17 protein-coding genes are annotated in these 17,151 nt (G+C 40.6%); 6 read left to right on the forward strand and 11 right to left on the reverse strand.

Annotated features, from left to right (window positions below; genetic code table 11):
- The first annotated feature begins 200 nt into the window (after positions 1–200).
- Positions 201–908 (forward strand): hypothetical protein, encoded by a 708-nt coding sequence (locus ABFX33_RS04035; RefSeq protein WP_346084425.1) that lies wholly within the window; start codon positions 201–203, stop codon positions 906–908.
- Positions 909–926: 18 nt separating this feature from the next.
- The gene (locus tag ABFX33_RS04040; protein WP_346084426.1) at positions 927–1,052 is read left to right on the forward strand and encodes a hypothetical protein; all 126 of its coding nucleotides are present in this window, start codon (positions 927–929) and stop codon (positions 1,050–1,052) included.
- Positions 1,053–1,115: 63 nt separating this feature from the next.
- Here ABFX33_RS04040 and ABFX33_RS04045 read toward each other — a convergent pair whose 3' ends face one another.
- Positions 1,116–3,242 carry a S9 family peptidase gene (locus tag ABFX33_RS04045; RefSeq protein WP_346084427.1) on the reverse strand — a complete coding sequence of 709 codons (2,127 nt, stop codon included), beginning with the start codon at positions 3,240–3,242 and terminating at the stop codon, positions 1,116–1,118.
- Between the two features lie 118 nt (positions 3,243–3,360).
- On the reverse strand, positions 3,361–4,458 hold the full coding sequence (gene dinB / locus ABFX33_RS04050; protein WP_346084428.1) for a DNA polymerase IV: 1,098 nt from the start codon (positions 4,456–4,458) through the stop codon (positions 3,361–3,363).
- Positions 4,459–4,786: 328 nt separating this feature from the next.
- Between dinB and ABFX33_RS04055 the strand changes: the two genes are divergently transcribed.
- Positions 4,787–5,191 carry a hypothetical protein gene (locus ABFX33_RS04055; protein WP_121121613.1) on the forward strand — a complete coding sequence of 135 codons (405 nt, stop codon included), beginning with the start codon at positions 4,787–4,789 and terminating at the stop codon, positions 5,189–5,191.
- A gap of 21 nt (positions 5,192–5,212) precedes the next feature.
- Here the strand turns inward: ABFX33_RS04055 and ABFX33_RS04060 are convergent, their stop codons facing one another.
- From ABFX33_RS04060 to ABFX33_RS04075, 4 genes are all read right to left on the reverse strand, one after another.
- Positions 5,213–6,166, reverse strand: coding sequence for an exonuclease (locus ABFX33_RS04060; protein WP_346084430.1), 954 nt, complete (start codon positions 6,164–6,166; stop codon positions 5,213–5,215).
- A gap of 4 nt (positions 6,167–6,170) precedes the next feature.
- The gene (gene coaE, locus ABFX33_RS04065; protein ID WP_346084432.1) at positions 6,171–6,752 is read right to left on the reverse strand and encodes a dephospho-CoA kinase; all 582 of its coding nucleotides are present in this window, start codon (positions 6,750–6,752) and stop codon (positions 6,171–6,173) included.
- Between the two features lie 9 nt (positions 6,753–6,761).
- Complete coding sequence (locus tag ABFX33_RS04070; protein ID WP_120258309.1) at positions 6,762–7,712, reverse strand: YbbR-like domain-containing protein; 951 nt, start codon at positions 7,710–7,712, stop codon at positions 6,762–6,764.
- A 332-nt stretch (positions 7,713–8,044) separates the two neighbouring features.
- Entirely contained in the window at positions 8,045–9,049 is a 1,005-nt protein-coding gene (locus ABFX33_RS04075) for a BtrH N-terminal domain-containing protein (protein ID WP_257089404.1), read from the reverse strand.
- 499 nt (positions 9,050–9,548) lie between these two features.
- Between ABFX33_RS04075 and ABFX33_RS04080 the strand changes: the two genes are divergently transcribed.
- A complete protein-coding gene (locus tag ABFX33_RS04080; protein WP_346084435.1) occupies positions 9,549–10,184 on the forward strand; it encodes a hypothetical protein in 636 nt (211 codons plus the stop codon).
- Positions 10,185–10,333: 149 nt separating this feature from the next.
- Here the strand turns inward: ABFX33_RS04080 and yajC are convergent, their stop codons facing one another.
- Genes yajC through ABFX33_RS04100 form a run of 4 tightly spaced genes read right to left on the reverse strand, consistent with a single transcriptional unit; the run spans position 10,334 to position 13,244 of the window.
- Positions 10,334–10,654 (reverse strand): preprotein translocase subunit YajC, encoded by a 321-nt coding sequence (gene yajC / locus ABFX33_RS04085; protein WP_120258318.1) that lies wholly within the window; start codon positions 10,652–10,654, stop codon positions 10,334–10,336.
- Positions 10,655–10,680: 26 nt separating this feature from the next.
- Positions 10,681–11,142, reverse strand: a complete 462-nt coding sequence (locus tag ABFX33_RS04090; protein ID WP_346084436.1) for a DUF1573 domain-containing protein — start codon at positions 11,140–11,142, stop codon at positions 10,681–10,683.
- 14 nt (positions 11,143–11,156) lie between these two features.
- Positions 11,157–12,104 carry a transcription antitermination factor NusB gene (gene nusB, locus ABFX33_RS04095; protein WP_108632211.1) on the reverse strand — a complete coding sequence of 316 codons (948 nt, stop codon included), beginning with the start codon at positions 12,102–12,104 and terminating at the stop codon, positions 11,157–11,159.
- A 60-nt stretch (positions 12,105–12,164) separates the two neighbouring features.
- Positions 12,165–13,244 carry a Glu/Leu/Phe/Val family dehydrogenase gene (locus tag ABFX33_RS04100; RefSeq protein ID WP_346084437.1) on the reverse strand — a complete coding sequence of 360 codons (1,080 nt, stop codon included), beginning with the start codon at positions 13,242–13,244 and terminating at the stop codon, positions 12,165–12,167.
- Between the two features lie 181 nt (positions 13,245–13,425).
- Here ABFX33_RS04100 and ABFX33_RS04105 point away from each other — a divergent pair, with 181 nt between their 5' ends.
- Positions 13,426–15,207: an ABC transporter ATP-binding protein gene (locus ABFX33_RS04105; RefSeq protein WP_346084439.1), complete on the forward strand. Its 1,782-nt coding sequence runs from the start codon at positions 13,426–13,428 to the stop codon at positions 15,205–15,207.
- Positions 15,208–15,340: 133 nt separating this feature from the next.
- Positions 15,341–15,685, forward strand: a complete 345-nt coding sequence (locus ABFX33_RS04110) for a magnetosome magnetite crystal formation protein family (RefSeq protein WP_346084440.1) — start codon at positions 15,341–15,343, stop codon at positions 15,683–15,685.
- A gap of 130 nt (positions 15,686–15,815) precedes the next feature.
- Here ABFX33_RS04110 and ABFX33_RS04115 read toward each other — a convergent pair whose 3' ends face one another.
- On the reverse strand, positions 15,816–17,060 hold the full coding sequence (locus tag ABFX33_RS04115) for an MFS transporter (RefSeq protein WP_346084441.1): 1,245 nt from the start codon (positions 17,058–17,060) through the stop codon (positions 15,816–15,818).
- Positions 17,061–17,151: the final 91 nt, after the last annotated feature.

The following is a 17,151-nucleotide window of genomic DNA, read 5'->3' on the forward strand; positions in this document are numbered from 1 at the left end:
ATTGATATTTTTTGAGTTTTTTAACATCATATTCGATCCAATTATTTTTTCAGGGCATCTATGGCCTCAGCTTTATTTCAATGCCGGTAAAAATCCACTTCAAATGTGGTAAAAAAAACGTGCGGCGGTCTAAACATTCGATTCATTTTCTGAGATTTTTGCTATTTTAGAACATCTGGACAAAGTCATTTACCGTTTCAGTGAGCGATGCGATTGACCGGAAAAATACGGTTTCGCAGAACGGCCAAGCCGCCAAAAATAAGTTAAAGCAAAATCACTATAAGACACAACCAACAGGTATGGAAACAGAGGATGCCTATCGGCACATGGAATTTGAAGAATTTCAGCTTTTAAGAACACCCCGGGAGCTTCATAAATTAGCGACACAATGTTTTTTCTACATCCAACAATGGATCGTTGAGAGCCCATTTTGTAGTGAGGCTACTGCCCTGATGCTATTCTGGGATAACTATCCTTTTGAAGCTATTCGTCGAAGCTGGAAAACAAGAAAAGGAACTGACGAGAACTTCGACATTATAAAAACGGTTATAAACAATTCTGAAAAAGGGTTTTATCTCAAAACAGACATCAGTTATGATCCCACAGAAAAAATTGCACAGGCTCCAAAAATACCAGCGGTCGTTTTGCAGGCAAGCCAGGGAGAGGAACCCTATATTTATTTAGAAGAAACGGAAGTTCATAGTTGGTTTGGAGAACATTTAATCAATCAGATCAGGCGGAGTGATAGTACCATTGAACTGTACAACATTGCCGTCTTATTGAAACATCGCGAATTCGACGTATATCAAACTGTAATCGAACATAAATACTGCGATAAAGCAATTGCTCTTATGGTTTATTGGCTGCTTGAAAGGTACTCGACCTTGGCATTATATGCTGAAGATTGACCGGAAATAAGGGCCATTTTGGAAAACATTATTGATAAGCTCGAACGAAATGAATACCCTGAGATTTTAAATTATGATCCGGTCAAAGAAGTAAATCCCATCAAATGGGAGATTCCGGAACACTTATTTAACAAGATCAACTAACTACACAAAAAAACACGCGGTTAAGTTAAACCGCGTGTTTTTTCTGTAACCATACCCAACAATCTACTTAAACTCTTTTGGAAGAGGTTTCTCCAATAAATATTGATAATAAAAACGTGCACGCTCATTAAAGTCATATTTACTTTTTGAACGGTCAAATCCATGACGGCTGCCCGGATAGATCATCAATTCAAAAGGTACGCTTCTATCTGTTAATTTATCAACCAGTTGCGTTGTATTCTGCAGATGGACATTATCATCCATATCACCATGCATAATGCGCAATACGCCCTTGTAATTGTTTGCATAAGTCAATACCGACCCCGCTTTATAACCTTCAGGATTATCTTGAGGCGTATCCATCCAACGTTCGGTATAATGGGTATCGTACAGCTCCCAGGATGTTACCGGCGCACCAGCAATACCAAAGTCAAATACATCAGCGGCTTTGGTCATCGCCAGACAAGTCATATAACCACCGTAGCTATGGCCTGTGATCAATACTTTGTTTTTAGCTACCCAAGACTGAGATTTCAACCATTTTACGATCGTAGAATAATCGATAATTTCCCAATGTCCCAGATTACGGTGCATGTAAGCTACGCCCTGCTTACCGAAGTGACCAGAAGCCCTGTGATCCGCCGAAACCTGGATAACACCTTCATTCGCCCAATACTGATTGCCCGTACCTTTCCAGGTATCCTTCACAGTACCTGCATCCGGACCACCATAGATACTGAAAACAACAGGATAAGTTTTTGATTTGTCAAAATCTGTAGGATAAGTGATCGTCAGTGGTAAATCAAATAGACCGTCATCCGATTTAATATGTAAATACTCCGTTTTACCGTAGGTGTACGAACTAAAGTCCGCAGCTTTGCTATCCGCCAATTGACGTACCACTTTACCCTGATTATCCACTAAAGCAAAACGGTCGGGTGTACTCACATTAGAATATCGGGTGATAAAATACTTGCCATCAGGCGATACGTTGACATCATGTGAATATTCACCAAAGGTCAAACGTCTCAGATTTTTACCCGAGTAATCCACTCGGTACAGATCAAAACGGGCTGAATTTTCCTTACGTGCGGTAAAATAAAGCACCTTATTTTTCTCGTCTATCCGTTTGATTTCGGTCACCTGCCAATCACCAGATGTAATCGGGTTCACTAATGTGCCATCCAACTTATATAGGTAATAGTGCGCCCAACCAGTTTTATCCGATTTTAAGATGTAATATTTATTGTCAGCAAGGTAAGTAATACGCTCGTCATGATCCAGGTTGATCCAAGAAGCTTGGCGTTCATCATAAATCTCTTTTTTCGAACCCGTATTTGGATCCACCTGATAAAATTTCAGGTTATTCTGATCCCTGTTCATCCATTGCACCATGAAATTTTTACTATCGAAAGCCCAGTAAGGTTGTCCGAAATACTGATCATCCTTTTCATTGAAATCCGCCCAGGTCACCTGTCCACCATTCAGTTGGACGATACCCACTTTCACCTCAGGATTAGGATCGCCTGCTTTCGGATAACGTGTTTCCTCTAGATAACCATGTTGTCCTTTGGATGAATATATTGGGAACATAGGCACTTTAGTATCATCAAAACGCATAAAAGCAATCTTCTTGCTATCCGGAGACCACCAAAAAGCCTTATAGTTTGTAGGGCGTCCCAAAATTTCCTCATAATAAACCCATGAAGACCAACCGTTGTAAATCACATCGGTACCATCATTTGTATACTGCGCCTCTTTCCCCGTAGCGACCTCTAAACTATACAAATTGCTTTTACGTGTGAAAGCAACATATTGACCATCTGGCGATAAAGTTGGGTTCTGTTCTGCAATGTCGGGTGAATTGGTCAATTTCTTTGCAGTACCTGAGCCATTTTTGATAAAAATATCATTTTTCTCTACATAGACCACCGTCCCCTCTTTGGCAGGAATTGTATAGATACTTCTCTTCCCCGATTTGACGTTGACCTGATAGAGCTGGCTATCGTTGACGTCATTTTCCAGATAAGCGGTTCCATCCGCCCAGCCCGGATATTGATTTGTGCGCACAGTTAAAGACTGTTTCTGTCCCCAGGATTGCGCAAAATCCAATTTCTTCTGTGCAAAAGTCAGATCATGCACAAAAAACACAATAGATGCACCTAAGAGCACTCTTGATACTGTATTCATTAATTCTTGGATATGTTTATTAATTATTTCAGCTAAGATAAAGAATTGTGGTAAATAACGACGATTTTACCTGTAACAAGCTTATTCAGCTTCATGTACAGGTGATGGCTATCCCCTCTTACTGATAATTCTCAAAAAGAGCGAGTTGGACACCCTCTTTTGGAAAATCTGTCTCATCAACAAAATTAGAGATCGAAATCCCCAGCAGCCGCACCTTATTTGCTAAGGCAATCTTACTCAGTAAACTATGGGCTGTCGCATAGATTTTCTCTTCAGAGTCGAAGCTTGTATCCAGCGTCAGGCTTCGCGTCAGCTGCACGAAATCAGCATACTTTAGTTTCAAGGTCAGTGTCCTGCCCGATATTTCTTTTTTGCCTATGCGTCCCCAAAGCTGTATGCTCAGTCTTTGCAGTATGGCGTTCAGTTCTTCAAAAGTTTCGATATCAGTCTCAAAAGTATCCTCTATTCCAACAGATTTACTGCTTCGGTTGGGCGTGACCGGTCGCTCATCTATCCCGCGGACAATACGGTAAAAAAAATGCCCGGTCTTACCAAACCAACGCACCAGATCGTCTTCGCGCTGTTTTTTGAGATCCATCCCTGTAAATAAACCCAGCTCGTGCATTTTCTTGGCGGTCACCTTACCTACACCAAAGAACTTCTCTACCGGTAAGGATTCCATAAATTTAAGAATCTTTGAAGGCCCTATAAATGTCAGGCCATTGGGTTTATCCATATCGGAGGCAATCTTGGCGACAAATTTATTGACCGAAACTCCGGCGGAGACAGTCAGATTAAGCTCTTCTTTGATGGCAGATTTGATCGCTTTGGCAATATCAATGGCCGAACCAATTCCCTGTTTATCCATCGTTACGTCCAAAAAAGCCTCATCAAGCGACAACGGTTCAATTAAATCCGTATACCGCTGAAAGATTTCCCTGATCTGATACGATACCTGCTTATATACCTCAAACCGTGGTCGGGCAAATATAATCTCCGGACAGAGCTGCAATGCTTTGCGGGAACTCATGGCTGACTTGACACCAAATTTCCGCGCTTCATAGCTGGCCGTGGCCACTACCCCCCGCCCGTCAGGCGAACCGCCCACAGCAATCGCCTTCCCCCGATATTCCGGAAAATCCCGCTGCTCTACGGACGCATAGAAAGCATCCATATCCAGGTGGATAATTTTACGATATGTTTGGGGCGAATCCATTACTCAAATTTACAAAAATTAGCAAGAATCACTATAAATCGCAACAAAATACTAACATAATTAGTTTATCAAACCAATTCTCCCGCAGTCAATTTCTGAATCAGACCCCAACTGGTATTAGTGCTGGTACTTTTTCAACCCTTAGAGGCAGATCATGCTCTCCGTGCTGACCGCTCCCCACGCTGCCTATACTCTCATTAGCAATGATACTTTTCAACCCGTTATAATTGGCCGAGTTCTTGTGTATGATGGACATGGACAACTTTGCGCCAAAACATATTAGATAAAATGAAAAGAAAATAATACAACAAAAACTAGCGAAAAAATTATGGAAAATTTACCGGAACAAAAAAAGACCAAGTCTGGATTTAAAAAATTTTTATTCATCCTGCTCCTCTTTTTGTTAGTAGGCTTCGGATCCTATGGTTACTGGAAATACTATTACGTATTTGGTGAAGGGGTGAAATCTGGCTACTTAAATTTTGCTGTCAAAAAAGGCAATATATTTAAGACCTATGAGGGAAAGCTGATTCAGGAAGGATTTGGTAGTGTCAAGACTGGCGGAATTGCCAGCAACCAATTCGAATTTTCTATTGAAGATGATTCTATATTTCGCCAGCTTGAGCTCAATAGCGGTAAATATTTTGACCTTCAGTACAAAGAATATCATGGAGTATTGCCTTGGCGTGGCAATACGGTATACGTTGTTGACAAGATTATCAATATGAAATAATAAAGGAGGGTATACCCTCCTTTATGCTGAAAGCACATCTCTTACCATTAACCTGTCGCCAAAATAGCTTTTGAGTATTGTCCCGTCGCCATGTAATGTCCATACCTCTTTCGGGTCAACCATCTTAATATAATGAAGAATATCATTCCAGTCCACATGATCCGAGATATACAATTCGATATCATTCTGCGCCTGTAGTCGCTTCCATCCAGAAGCAAAGGCTCGCAATACTTTTGTCGCCCTAAAATAACTATTGAAAGTCATGGGCGGTACCAGATAAACCTTATTCTGCTCCCCCTGTTTCATCTCTCTACGGTTATAAGGTTCATAAGTCATTTTTTTAAGCCCATGTTCATCATACAGACGATGGTAAGGTAATATTCCACTATGTACCAGCACCCTTCTTTCTGGACAATACCTATTGATCAGATCTGTGATCCGTTGCGCTTTCCCCAGCACATAAGTTCCCAATAGAATATTGCTCGCGTGCCCCTCCAGCTTCTTGATCTCCTGAATGGGATCTGGATGGATAACTTCAGGATTCGCGAAAGTACTTTCGGTGATCAATACATCAGCCTGCTGCACTTCGATAGGTTCACATGTCTCATCAGCCTGCAATTTGTAATCGCCGGTATACAAATAGCGTACGCCCTGATATTCCATTAAGATCTGCGCCGATCCCAATATATGACCAGCCGCTAGAAAGGTAATTTCCACCGGACCGATTTTAAAAGTGCCGTTGAACAATTTGACCTGATAGGAATCCTTACGGTTCTGCTTATAGCGATAGCTCATAAACAATGCCGTTCCATTAGTACAATAGACATAATCATGTCCTGAACTGGCATGGTCACCATGGGCATGAGATACCACATTATGTGCTACGGGGCTACCCGCATCGATAAAAAAGTCGCCATAACGGCAATAATACCCTTCCGGTTTTCTGACCAGAAAGTCAGACAATATGATAGACATATATTTATTTTAGAAATTTTTGATGCAATGTCCACACTTGCGGTAATAGTGGAGTAATTCCATCGTTAACGATGACGAAGTCGGCAAGCTGCAGTTTTTCCTCGTCAGACAATTGTTTGTTAATACGTTCCTGTACCTGTTGTTCAGTTGCGCCATCCCGCTCGATGACACGTTGTATACGAATATCCATTGGCGCAGTAACCAATATGGTATAATCCAGTTCTTTGTATGAGCCACTTTCAAAAAGCAGCGCAGCTTCTTTGAGTGAATAACGCGTGGTCTGCCGCTCAGCCCAATCTTTAGCTTCCTGGATGACAACCGGGTGTACAATACTATTTAGGAGCTCAAGTTTATTCTTATCCGAAAAGACCATATTGGCCAGGAATCCCCGGTCCAGCAGCCCATCCTTGTAAGTTGCCTCACCGAACTGCGCAATAAGTTTTTCCTTGATACGTACATCGGTATTCATCAACCTTTTGGCTTCCTCATCCGCATTATAAACCGGTATACCGAGGGCTTCAAAAAGCCTGCAGATAAAAGTCTTTCCGGAACCTATTCCGCCTGTTATTCCTATTTTCAGCCCCATTTTTATTCCCTATTTTCGTACAAAGAAGTCCACATTCTGTGGCACAACACTGATAATCTTACAATAATCCGGCACCTTGGTCAGCAGGATCGGTAGATATTGCACCTCATTTTTCTCCCAATCGGCCAGATCTACCACAGCCTCAAAATCACGGGATGTATAATTATTATAATCCTTGACCGACATCAGCACAGTGATCACCACTTTACTTGGATTGGGCCTCACGGAACTATAGCGCTGTCCATTTTCAACTTTTACGGGCAGTTCGATGACTTTCTCCGTCAGCTCCCCTACCGGCATCAGCACCTCCACAGATGTGGGATAGACATTGATATTTCCCTTTTGATTGCGGGTAAGATTTGCCACAGTGCGCACATCAGTCTCCACCTCTTTCCCACGTACGGTATCCGTTTCCCAATATTCTATGGTCGAAACATCCTCATAGGGCCCTGTTATCGTCACGTATGCAGGCGTAACCTTCGTATCAGCGATAACACCATAGCCCCTTTTAAACAAGATATTGGACAAAGGTTTTACAGGAACCTTTCGCTGTGTTTGTTTTGAAAAATCAAAAAACAAGGTATCCGGGCTCACCGACACCACACGTTGTTCATGCGGAAACTGGCGGTTGATAAATCCCAGCTGGTTGGAAAATACAATCCAATCTTTTGTTTTCAGCGAGCTGAGATCCACCTGTACTTTGGGTGTTTCCAATGCAGCTTTCGAAAACAGGAATTGCCATCCCGTCATCTCAAGCTTTACTTTGACTGTATCCGATTGTTGGGGGTGAAAAGCCCGTTTTTCGGGTAGGTTGACGTATTCTATCGCAGCTTTGACAGACACGGTATATTGGTTGGAAATCGAAAACAACAACCAAGCCAGCAACGAAATTGCAACACAACGCACAAAGATGTTGATCTTGCGACGTTGGGTCTTATTTAATCGAACTGCGTTTGCCATGTTACAAACTTAATCAATTTACGTAAATATCAGTTCTTGGTGGGATAAAAACTTGGTTGGGAATCTCCGCTATCCTTTAAGTAAATTTAAAAAGTTCAATATCTCTCCATCAAATATATCCGCAGACTATTTTTGAGGAAAGGGGTTATGTAGAATTTTAGCCTTTTTAAGCGTTTGCTGAATTTTGTAAAGACGCGTAGCCATTTCAAATCGTTCTTTATATGTACGGTTAAGGCCTTCCTTCAACAAAGCAATCTCAGATTCGCTAAATGACCGTGAGGCATTTTTTTTGTTACTATACATCGTATTAAACTTAGTTAAAAACTATCTCTTTACAAAGATACATGATTATTTAGGCATTCACTTAACGTCCCCAACCGCTCCATTACCTTTTTCTCTTTATCAGCTAGGATTTTGAGGATTTCCGAAGCCTGTTGTATGTATTCAATCCGGGCTGACTCACTGATTTGATAAAATAAGTCTGAAACGGATTTCCATAACAAAGCTATTTCCACAAATTCTTGATATGCTTCACGAAGTTGCTCAATCTTGAGCAGGTCATAACTTTCCTTTAGAAAATCGCGATATAAATTTCGAAACAATGCACCGCCAGTGCCGGCTTTTTCCATCAGATTGGCAGCCATTTTAAATTCGGTGGCTACATCCTTACTCCTATTAAACCATTTTATAAGCTCTTGGCTCGTCTTCAAAATCCCCTTGTAAGAAATATTTGTGATAGGCGGATTCAGGTATTCGTTGGCATTGTTGACAATAGCGGTAATGACAGATTTTTTTAAGTCAAAGTCTTCATTCGTTCGGTGTATTGTATAGTATAAGTTATTAGATGCCATTGGCCCCTTCTCCGCTCTCGCCAAAGCCAGACTTTCGAGCGAGGTTTTGACTTTCCCACCCTGTTGTCTGGTATCGACCAAAAAAGCGTTATGATTGTCATAACCGTAAATCGCAGCATAGTGACCAGCGAAATGGAACGGATTAGTGAAATACTCAAGGTAATAAGCATCAAGTTTGAGCCCAACGATTTGCCCCTCATCCAAAAGCTGTTTGACCTGTTGCCAGGCCTTTATTTTTGAGGTGGTTTCCTTTACAGAAAGCTCGAGGTTGAGGTTTTTACAGAGATTCTTTGTCAACAGATCAGTCTTGATACGTCCACCCAAAAAAGGGAAGTCCATTGTTTTCATATTCCAATAGATAAAACTAAGCCCCTCCCCGAGTCCAAAAAGCATAGGTTCGGAAAGTTCAATTCCGAGCTGTCGCAGTAGAGTTCCAGTCGCTGTAGTTTCACAATGTTGTCCGTCAAACAGTTTTAGATTGCTCATGATATTTTCTTTTGCTTAAAATTAGCAGTCTGAATTGACATCACTATGTCAACAGGCTGTTATAGATTAGAAAATACCATCAATACAGCAAGGATACTTAATACAGTCAGTCCCTTGTCCCGCATGTCAATATTTATTTTCATAATTGATTATAGGAGTCATTAAATTACAAAAAATTATTTTCACTAGTAACGCTTTCAATTTTACCTCAGTTGATGATTCCTAAAGCTAAAATCAGTTTTTAAGGACAAAGTATCTATGGGAATGCTCTTCACCCTATTAAGTACAAGATAACAATTGCTTATTACCAACTTCTCAATTAACAAGGTAAATACAGGGAGTTAACAGGGGGTTAACAGGGGTATTACAGGGGTAAATCCCTATTAACCCCTTATTAATACACTGTAAAAATAGTGTTACTTCGCTTTTAATTGCGAATTTGGTATTAACTTGGTAATAAGTTAGATACCAGCAATTATAAACAATAAAAACAAAGACTATGGCGATTTTACAAAACGGGCCTAATGGTCCAATTACCGGAAAATTTGGCTCTGTTAGTGCGTATATGTTAAATGGTCAAAATGTCGTACGTGGGCTTAGCAAAAAACGTACTTCTCCCCCTAGCGAAGCAGAGCTTCTAAATAGGGAAAAACAAAAGGTTGCAGGACTGTTCGCTAGAGACAATAAGGCGATACTCAATTTTGGTTATCAATATATGAGCGAAATGGGAAGACGAATAGGGGCCTTCCAATTGGCTCAGCGCCATATTTTTAAGGAAGCTATGGAATTGGATTTGGAGAACAATCCTTTTGTAAACCCCGAGAAACTGATCGTGTTTGCAGGACAGTTGACGCCATTGACCAATTGTGAAGTTAGCCTTCATGGTGATACGATTGATCTCAAATGGACCTCCAATGGTCAGTATGACGACAATATCTACAAACTCAATCTGGCACTATTGGGTTTATATGGCGAATCTCATTTGCGAACCTCGATTGCAGAAGTGAAACAGGGAACCTGTATGTTACAGTTTAAAGGAATAAGTCGAAAAAACTGTGATTACCATGTCTATGTGTGTATATGGGATACATTTCGAGGCATCTTTTCAAACTCTACCTACTGCGGTGTAATATAGCACAAACAATGCACTAACTGACCGCACGCAAACAGCCGGAATAGCTAGCATGCTAGCATTACCATACTTTGGCTGAAACAGAGAAGATAACTAATAAAAAAGCCAATCTCCTATGGAGACTGGCTTTGCTATTTTTTCAATAAAGACGCTTATGAAGCGCTTTTCTCAGTTGCGTTCGCAGCTTTTGAAGCATCTAAAGCAATGGCAGACTTGTCAAAACGAATTCTTACGCCCGAACCTACATCTACCAAGAAAGTAGTGTCAGATACCTCTACAATGCGTCCGTGGATGCCCGCAGTGGTAACAACTTTAGAGTTTACACCCAATTCTTCAATATATTTCTTATGGTCTTTTTGCTTCTTCATCTGTGGTCTGATCATGAAGAAATAAAATACCACAATGATCAAAACCATTGGTAAAAAACTCATCATGCTACTCCCACCTGCTGCTTGTAATAATACTGTATTCATCTGTTATTATATCGTTTAATAATTCGTTATTTTGGTAATACTTCGCCCTTTAGCTGAACAGTCGTCATACTGTTGGAAGCATTCGACTGGATCGTGATGATCTTCTGCTGCTTACCTACCTGTCCCTCACTCTTGAAAGTCACATGGATATCCGATGTTCCTCCCGGTAAAATAGGGCTTTTTGAAAACTCAGGCTGTGTACATCCACAAGAAGCAGTCACTTTGGACAAAATAACCGGCGCATCACCCGTATTCTTCAATACGAATGTGTGTTTCACTTCTGCACCTTCTTTGACCTGGCCAAAATCGAAAGCCGACTCTGCAAATTCTACCTTACCCAATTGTGCCGCAGCTTTAGAAAGACTGTCTGTTGCTACTGCCTCAGTTCCTGTCTTAGCAGCTTCTTCTTTTCCTTTTTGAGAATTTCCGCAAGAAAAGAAAAGCACTGATGCTAAAGCTAAAACTGAATATTTACTAAAGTTCTTCATTTGTTGATTGATCTTTAATCCCTTAAACCACGACCTGCCTTCTGGATTCTTCCCTGTTGGTTCAAGTCGCTTAATATTTTATCTAAGATACCATTAATAAATGTATTACTTTTCAATGTACTGAATACCTTAGAAATTTCAATATACTCATTTATTGTCACTTTCACAGGAATTGATGGAAAATTCACCAATTCGCATATTGCCATGCGCATCAATAAGGTATCCATCAAAGCGATACGATCTGATTCCCAGTTCTTTGTCTTATCAGAAATCAATTTTTGATACTCATTTGTATTGCGGATTGTCTTACCCAACAAAGCAATGACATAATCGCTATCATCATTCCAGTTTTGCGTGATTTCAGCAAGTTTGTTTTTACGCGGATCTTCCGAACTGAAGTTTTTAAAAGTTTTCGCGATCAATGCTTGCAGCACTTCTTTATCGACAGGCCAGTTTATAAATTTCTCTTCAAAAACCTGCTCGATAACTGGTGATTTCAGAATGATCTTTTTAAAGATATGTTTGATGATATCTTTTTCTGTACCGATCGAACGATCTTCTTGCTGTAAATATTCCAAATAAGCTTCAGAATCTTTCAATTGCAAAAATACTGTACGCACGATCTCCGGATCAAAGCTCCATGAAATCTTATATTTTTTGACTCCCTCGGCATATTGCGGATTTTGTCTTAATGACTCAATAAAAGTATTTGTACTTAACTTGGTCGTTAGAGACAAGTCTTTTTCAGTTGGCAAAAACTTGTTGGCTCTGCCTTCTGCGTCTATCAATACATAATCGGATACCTCATCCAATAGATTCAGTGTCCAGATATACATCTCGTAGACTTCATCCACATTTTTTAATAGTGCTTTTTCAAATGTTTTGATGTCTTTGTCTTCTGTAAGACTGTACGCATAAAGCGTTTGCACTACTTTTACCCTCAGGTGTCTCCTGTTTAACATAGTAATTTTAAAGAACGATTTTTTATAAACTAATAAATAAGAACGATTTTGGAAAGAAGACTATCTTTTGATTTTTTTAATATCTTGGATACGCTTCTCCGCGATGCGATTAGCCGCTTCAAAAGTAGAGATATTCTCTTCTTTTGATTTTTTCAACACGTCTCTAGTCGCATTATATATGTTTTTGATCACAAACTCCGTGTGATCTACGCCATAATTCTGAATTTCTGAATAACAGCTAATCAATGCACCTGCATTGATCAAGTAATCCGGTGCATACAAAATACCTCTTTCGTGAAGAATAGCGCTGGTCACTACCTCATCTTTCAATTGGTTGTTTGCTGAACCTGCAATGATTTTACATTGCATTTTTTTTGCTGACTCTGGATTTACTGTACCGCCCAAAGCACAAGGTGAATAGACATCAAACTCATGATCAAATACTTCATTGTATGGGATTGGCTCTGCTTTGTATTTCGCCGCCACCTTAAGCATTTTCTCTTCGGTAATGTCACTCACGTAAACCCGTGCATTTTCTTCACGCAACATGGCGATCAATCGCTCACCAACGCTACCTACTCCGTGTACAATAACTTTTTTGCCTGCTACGCTCTCTGATCCGTACAACTCTTTCAAACAGGCTTTAATCCCGAAATAAACACCTTGGGCTGCAAAAATTGATGTATCTCCAACGCCACTGCCGTGAATTGCTTTTGGCAAACCGGCAACATGATCCGTCTCGGTATAAATATATTCTAGATCGCGCTGGGTGGTACCCACATCCAAAGAAGCAATGAAATTACCATTCAATCCTTCGATAAACTGGCCCAAACGGCGCAATAAAACCTCAGATTTGTCCAAACGACTGTTACCAATAATAACAGCACTTCCGCCGCCCAAATTCAATCCAGTGATTGCCGATTTGTAGGTGATGGCCTTGGATAAACGTAAAGCATCCTCAATAGCTTCTTCTGTAGTTTCGTATGGCAACATACGAACCCCTCCTATTGCCGGACCCAATGTGGTATCATGGATCGCAACAATAGCTTTTAAGCCCACTAATTCATCATTACAGAAAAATAAGTTTTGATGGCCAGACTGGCTCATCAATTCAAAAATAGAATTTTGAGATGTTGACATAAAATGTACTACTCTAATTTGTTTTAATTTTTTAAGGTACTTGATGCAAAAGTAGGAAAATTATTCGTTGTGCATAATATCTTTTTTTATCCAAGACTTAACATTTGATTTCCCAATGACAGTAATTTCATCGAAATATAAAGCAGAGTTGACGAATTAGTCCTATTTTTGTACCCATAATATGAAGGATCTCGCTTACTTAAATAAGTACTTTTATAAATACCGCTGGAAACTGGTTCCAGGGGTGATTTTTGTCATCATTTCCAATTACTTCGGGGTGCTCCCCGCTAAGGTAATCCGTGAAGCGTTTGACCTGGTACAGGAAAATATTTATCTCTACCGCCTGTTTGACGGGTTTGATAGACAGGAGCTTATCTATAAGGTATTTGGCACGAGCCTGCTATTCTTCGGTTTTGTCGTCCTGTTGCTCTCGCTCCTACGGGGTATTTTCCTATTCTTTATGCGGCAGACCATTATTCTGTGTTCCCGTTATATCGAGTATGATCTTAAAAATGAAATATACAACCACTATCAGGAACTGAATTTCGGTTTTTTCCGCAAAAACAATACGGGTGATCTGATGAGCCGAGCAACGGAGGATGTCAACCAGGTACGTAATTACCTAGGGCCAGCCATTATGTATGCCATTAATACCGTGGTACTGTCCATTATGGTCATTTATGCCATGTATAGTGTGAATGGAAGACTGGCGACCTATGCATTGGCACCTATCCCTGTCCTATCTGTCATTATCCTTTTTGTCAATAAAATCATCAATAAGCGCAGCTTAAAAATCCAAAAGCAGCTAGCGAAACTCTCTTCCTTCGTTCAGGAAACCTTCGCGGGAATCCGGGTCATCAAGACCTATACCCGTGAGGAAAATAAAATGAAGGCTTTTGAAAAGGAAAGTACGATCTACCGCAACACAGCATTGGACTTGGTCAAGGTACAGGCCGTTTTCTTTCCGCTGATCTTATTGCTGATCGGTCTCAGTACCGTCATCACCATCTATATCGGTGGTATTGAAGTTGCTAAGGGAACGGTCACAGCCGGAAACATCGCCGAATTTATTATCTATGTCAATCAATTGACTTTTCCGGCCATGTCTTTAGCATGGGTGACCTCGCTGGTACAACGGGCCGCAGCATCACAAAAACGGATCAATGAGTTCCTTGAAAGCCAATCGCCGATTGCCAATGGGAAAATAGAGAAAGAAATCGCAGGTGAAATCAAGGTAGAAAATATCTCGTTCACCTATCCCGAAACAGGCATTCAAGCCATTAAAAATATATCATTCCAGGTTCCTATTGGAAAAACGCTGGCTATCATCGGAAAAACTGGTTCTGGCAAATCTACTTTGGCCAACCTACTACTGCGAATGTACGATATAGATCAGGGTAATATCCAATACGATGGTATTGCATTAAAGGATCTCAACTTCAAAAATCTACGCCAACAAATTGGTTTTGTCCCACAGGATGTATTCTTATTTTCGGATACAATTGCCAATAACATCGGTTTCGGACTGGATCATTTCACACAGGAACAGATCGAACAAGCCGCCAAGGACGCTGCTGTATATGATAATATTATCGCTTTTGAAGATGGTTTTGAAACTGCTGTCGGAGAGCGCGGTATCACCCTATCGGGTGGTCAAAAACAACGTGTATCCATTGCCAGAGCATTGGTAAAAGAACCCAATATATTGATCTTTGACGATTGCTTATCTGCTGTTGATACCAAAACCGAAGAAACGATCTTACGCTCATTAAGCCGCATCATGAAGGGAAAAACCTGTATTTTCATTGCCCACCGGATTTCAACTATCAAAAATGCGGACCATATTCTTGTCATGGATCAAGGTCAGATTGTCGAGCAGGGCACTCACCTTGCGTTAATGGAGAAAAGAGGTGAATATTTTGAACTTCACGAAAAACAATTGCTGGAAAGCGTCGAAGGATAGTTACAATTGCCCTAAATAATGACAGTAAATACTGCATAAAATTAAATATCCCTGAATTCAGCTAAAGAAAACAGGGATTTTCTCTTTTACATTTGCCTTATACATTTACATCACAATTTATCGTATAAGTATCATGGAGAGAAACTCAGTGCAGAGCACATCATCAAACGAAGGCAAAACAGTTGCTATTATTTCCTATTTAACCCTCATCGGCCTGATCGCTGCCATCATCATGAACAATAAGGAAAAGACTTCTTTAGGTCAGTTCCACATCAGACAGAGTATTGGCATTACCGTCACAGGAATTGCATTGGGTTTGTTGCGCTTTATCCCGGGTATTGGTGGAATAATCATGACTGTTGTCGGTATAATCTTGCTGATCGCTCTTATATTGGGTTTAATTGCGGCATTCTCGGGCGAGAAAAAAGCGCTTCCTTTTATTGGCGAAAAATATCAGCAATGGTTTGATATGATTTAATCAAGCCTTATTTAGCCCCTATTTTAGAAAAAAGGCTGTTCAAAAAACTAGCATGAACCCCAAAAGTACGATAAATACTTTTGAAGGATAGTTTAGCATTTGAGCAGCCCTTTTTATTACTTCGCTAGAATTACTTTATATCCCCTGCTGTCTGTACCGTTTTTTCTTCTTTGAAAAAAACAGCAAACAGCAGCAGACAGAAAAATGAAATTCCAGCCGGTATAAACCATAGGTATTCCCAGAATTGATCGGCATAGGCCACTTTGAGGTAATCTGAAACCCCACCCGCAACCCAGAATCCGATCAGCATCCCTACACCATACATGGCAATCGTAATCAGTCCCTGCGCCGAAGCTTTATATTTCTCTCCTGCAATCCGATCGGTATAGATCTGTCCGACGACAAACATAAAATCATAACAGATTCCATGTAGAACGATACCCAAGATAAGCAGAAAAGCCTTTTCCTGTCCATCTCCAAAAGCAAAGAACAAGTATCGTAGTGCCCATGCGGCAATACCCAATAGGATCATTTTCTTATACCCCAAACGTCTAAAGAAAAATGGGATCAGCAGCAAACAGATCGCTTCCGAAAACTGTCCCAACGCCATTTTTGCAGTAGGATTGGGCATACCGACATTGACCAAAAATGGATTGGCGTTCTGATAATAGAATGAAATGGGAATACAGATCACGATGGCCGTAACAAAAAAGATCAGGAAACTCTTTTGTTTTAACAGTCCCAGGGCATCTAAACCAATGGCTTTTCCAAAATCAAATTTTTCATCTTTAACCCGTATCTGCGGTGGAGTTTTGGGAAGAAATAGGCTAAACAATGCCAAAAGCACCGAACATACCGCTCCCAAAATAAAGGTATTGTGCAGGGTTCCCTGACTTATTGCCTCTGGGCTATCCCAACGAAACAGGTAGCTGATCACAAGCCCCGAACAGATCCAACCGATTGTTCCCCATACCCTTATCCCAGGAAAATACTTTTTAGCATCTGTGATATGGCGGAAAGCAATACCGTTGGAAAGGGAAACGGATGACATATAAGCCATGAAATACACAAAGATATAGGGGTAAAAATGGCTGGCATCAGGCGCCTGGGACATCCCATAAAGCAATGCCGCACCCAATAGATGCAAAACCGAGAGCACCCGCTCCGCATTAAAATAACGGTCTGCGACAAAGCCAACAAAAAAAGGAGCAAATACAGCCCCCAGGGACTGCGTAGAAAATATATTGGCAACTTCCATTCCTGATGCATTCAGGGACTTGATCAGGTAGGTACCTAAAGTGACAAACCAAGCTCCTTTGATAAAATACTCCAAAAACATCATCAAGGATAATTGGAGGCGTAAAGTAAACGTCATAGTGGTTTAGAATTGTTTCTGTTTACGAATATATCATTTATTTAGAGTACATACCCACCGCGAAAGCAGCCTTAGATGTAACGATCTGCTT

It is taken from the genome of Sphingobacterium ginsenosidimutans (assembly GCF_039536865.1).
In the GTDB taxonomy this organism is placed as follows: domain Bacteria; phylum Bacteroidota; class Bacteroidia; order Sphingobacteriales; family Sphingobacteriaceae; genus Sphingobacterium; species Sphingobacterium detergens.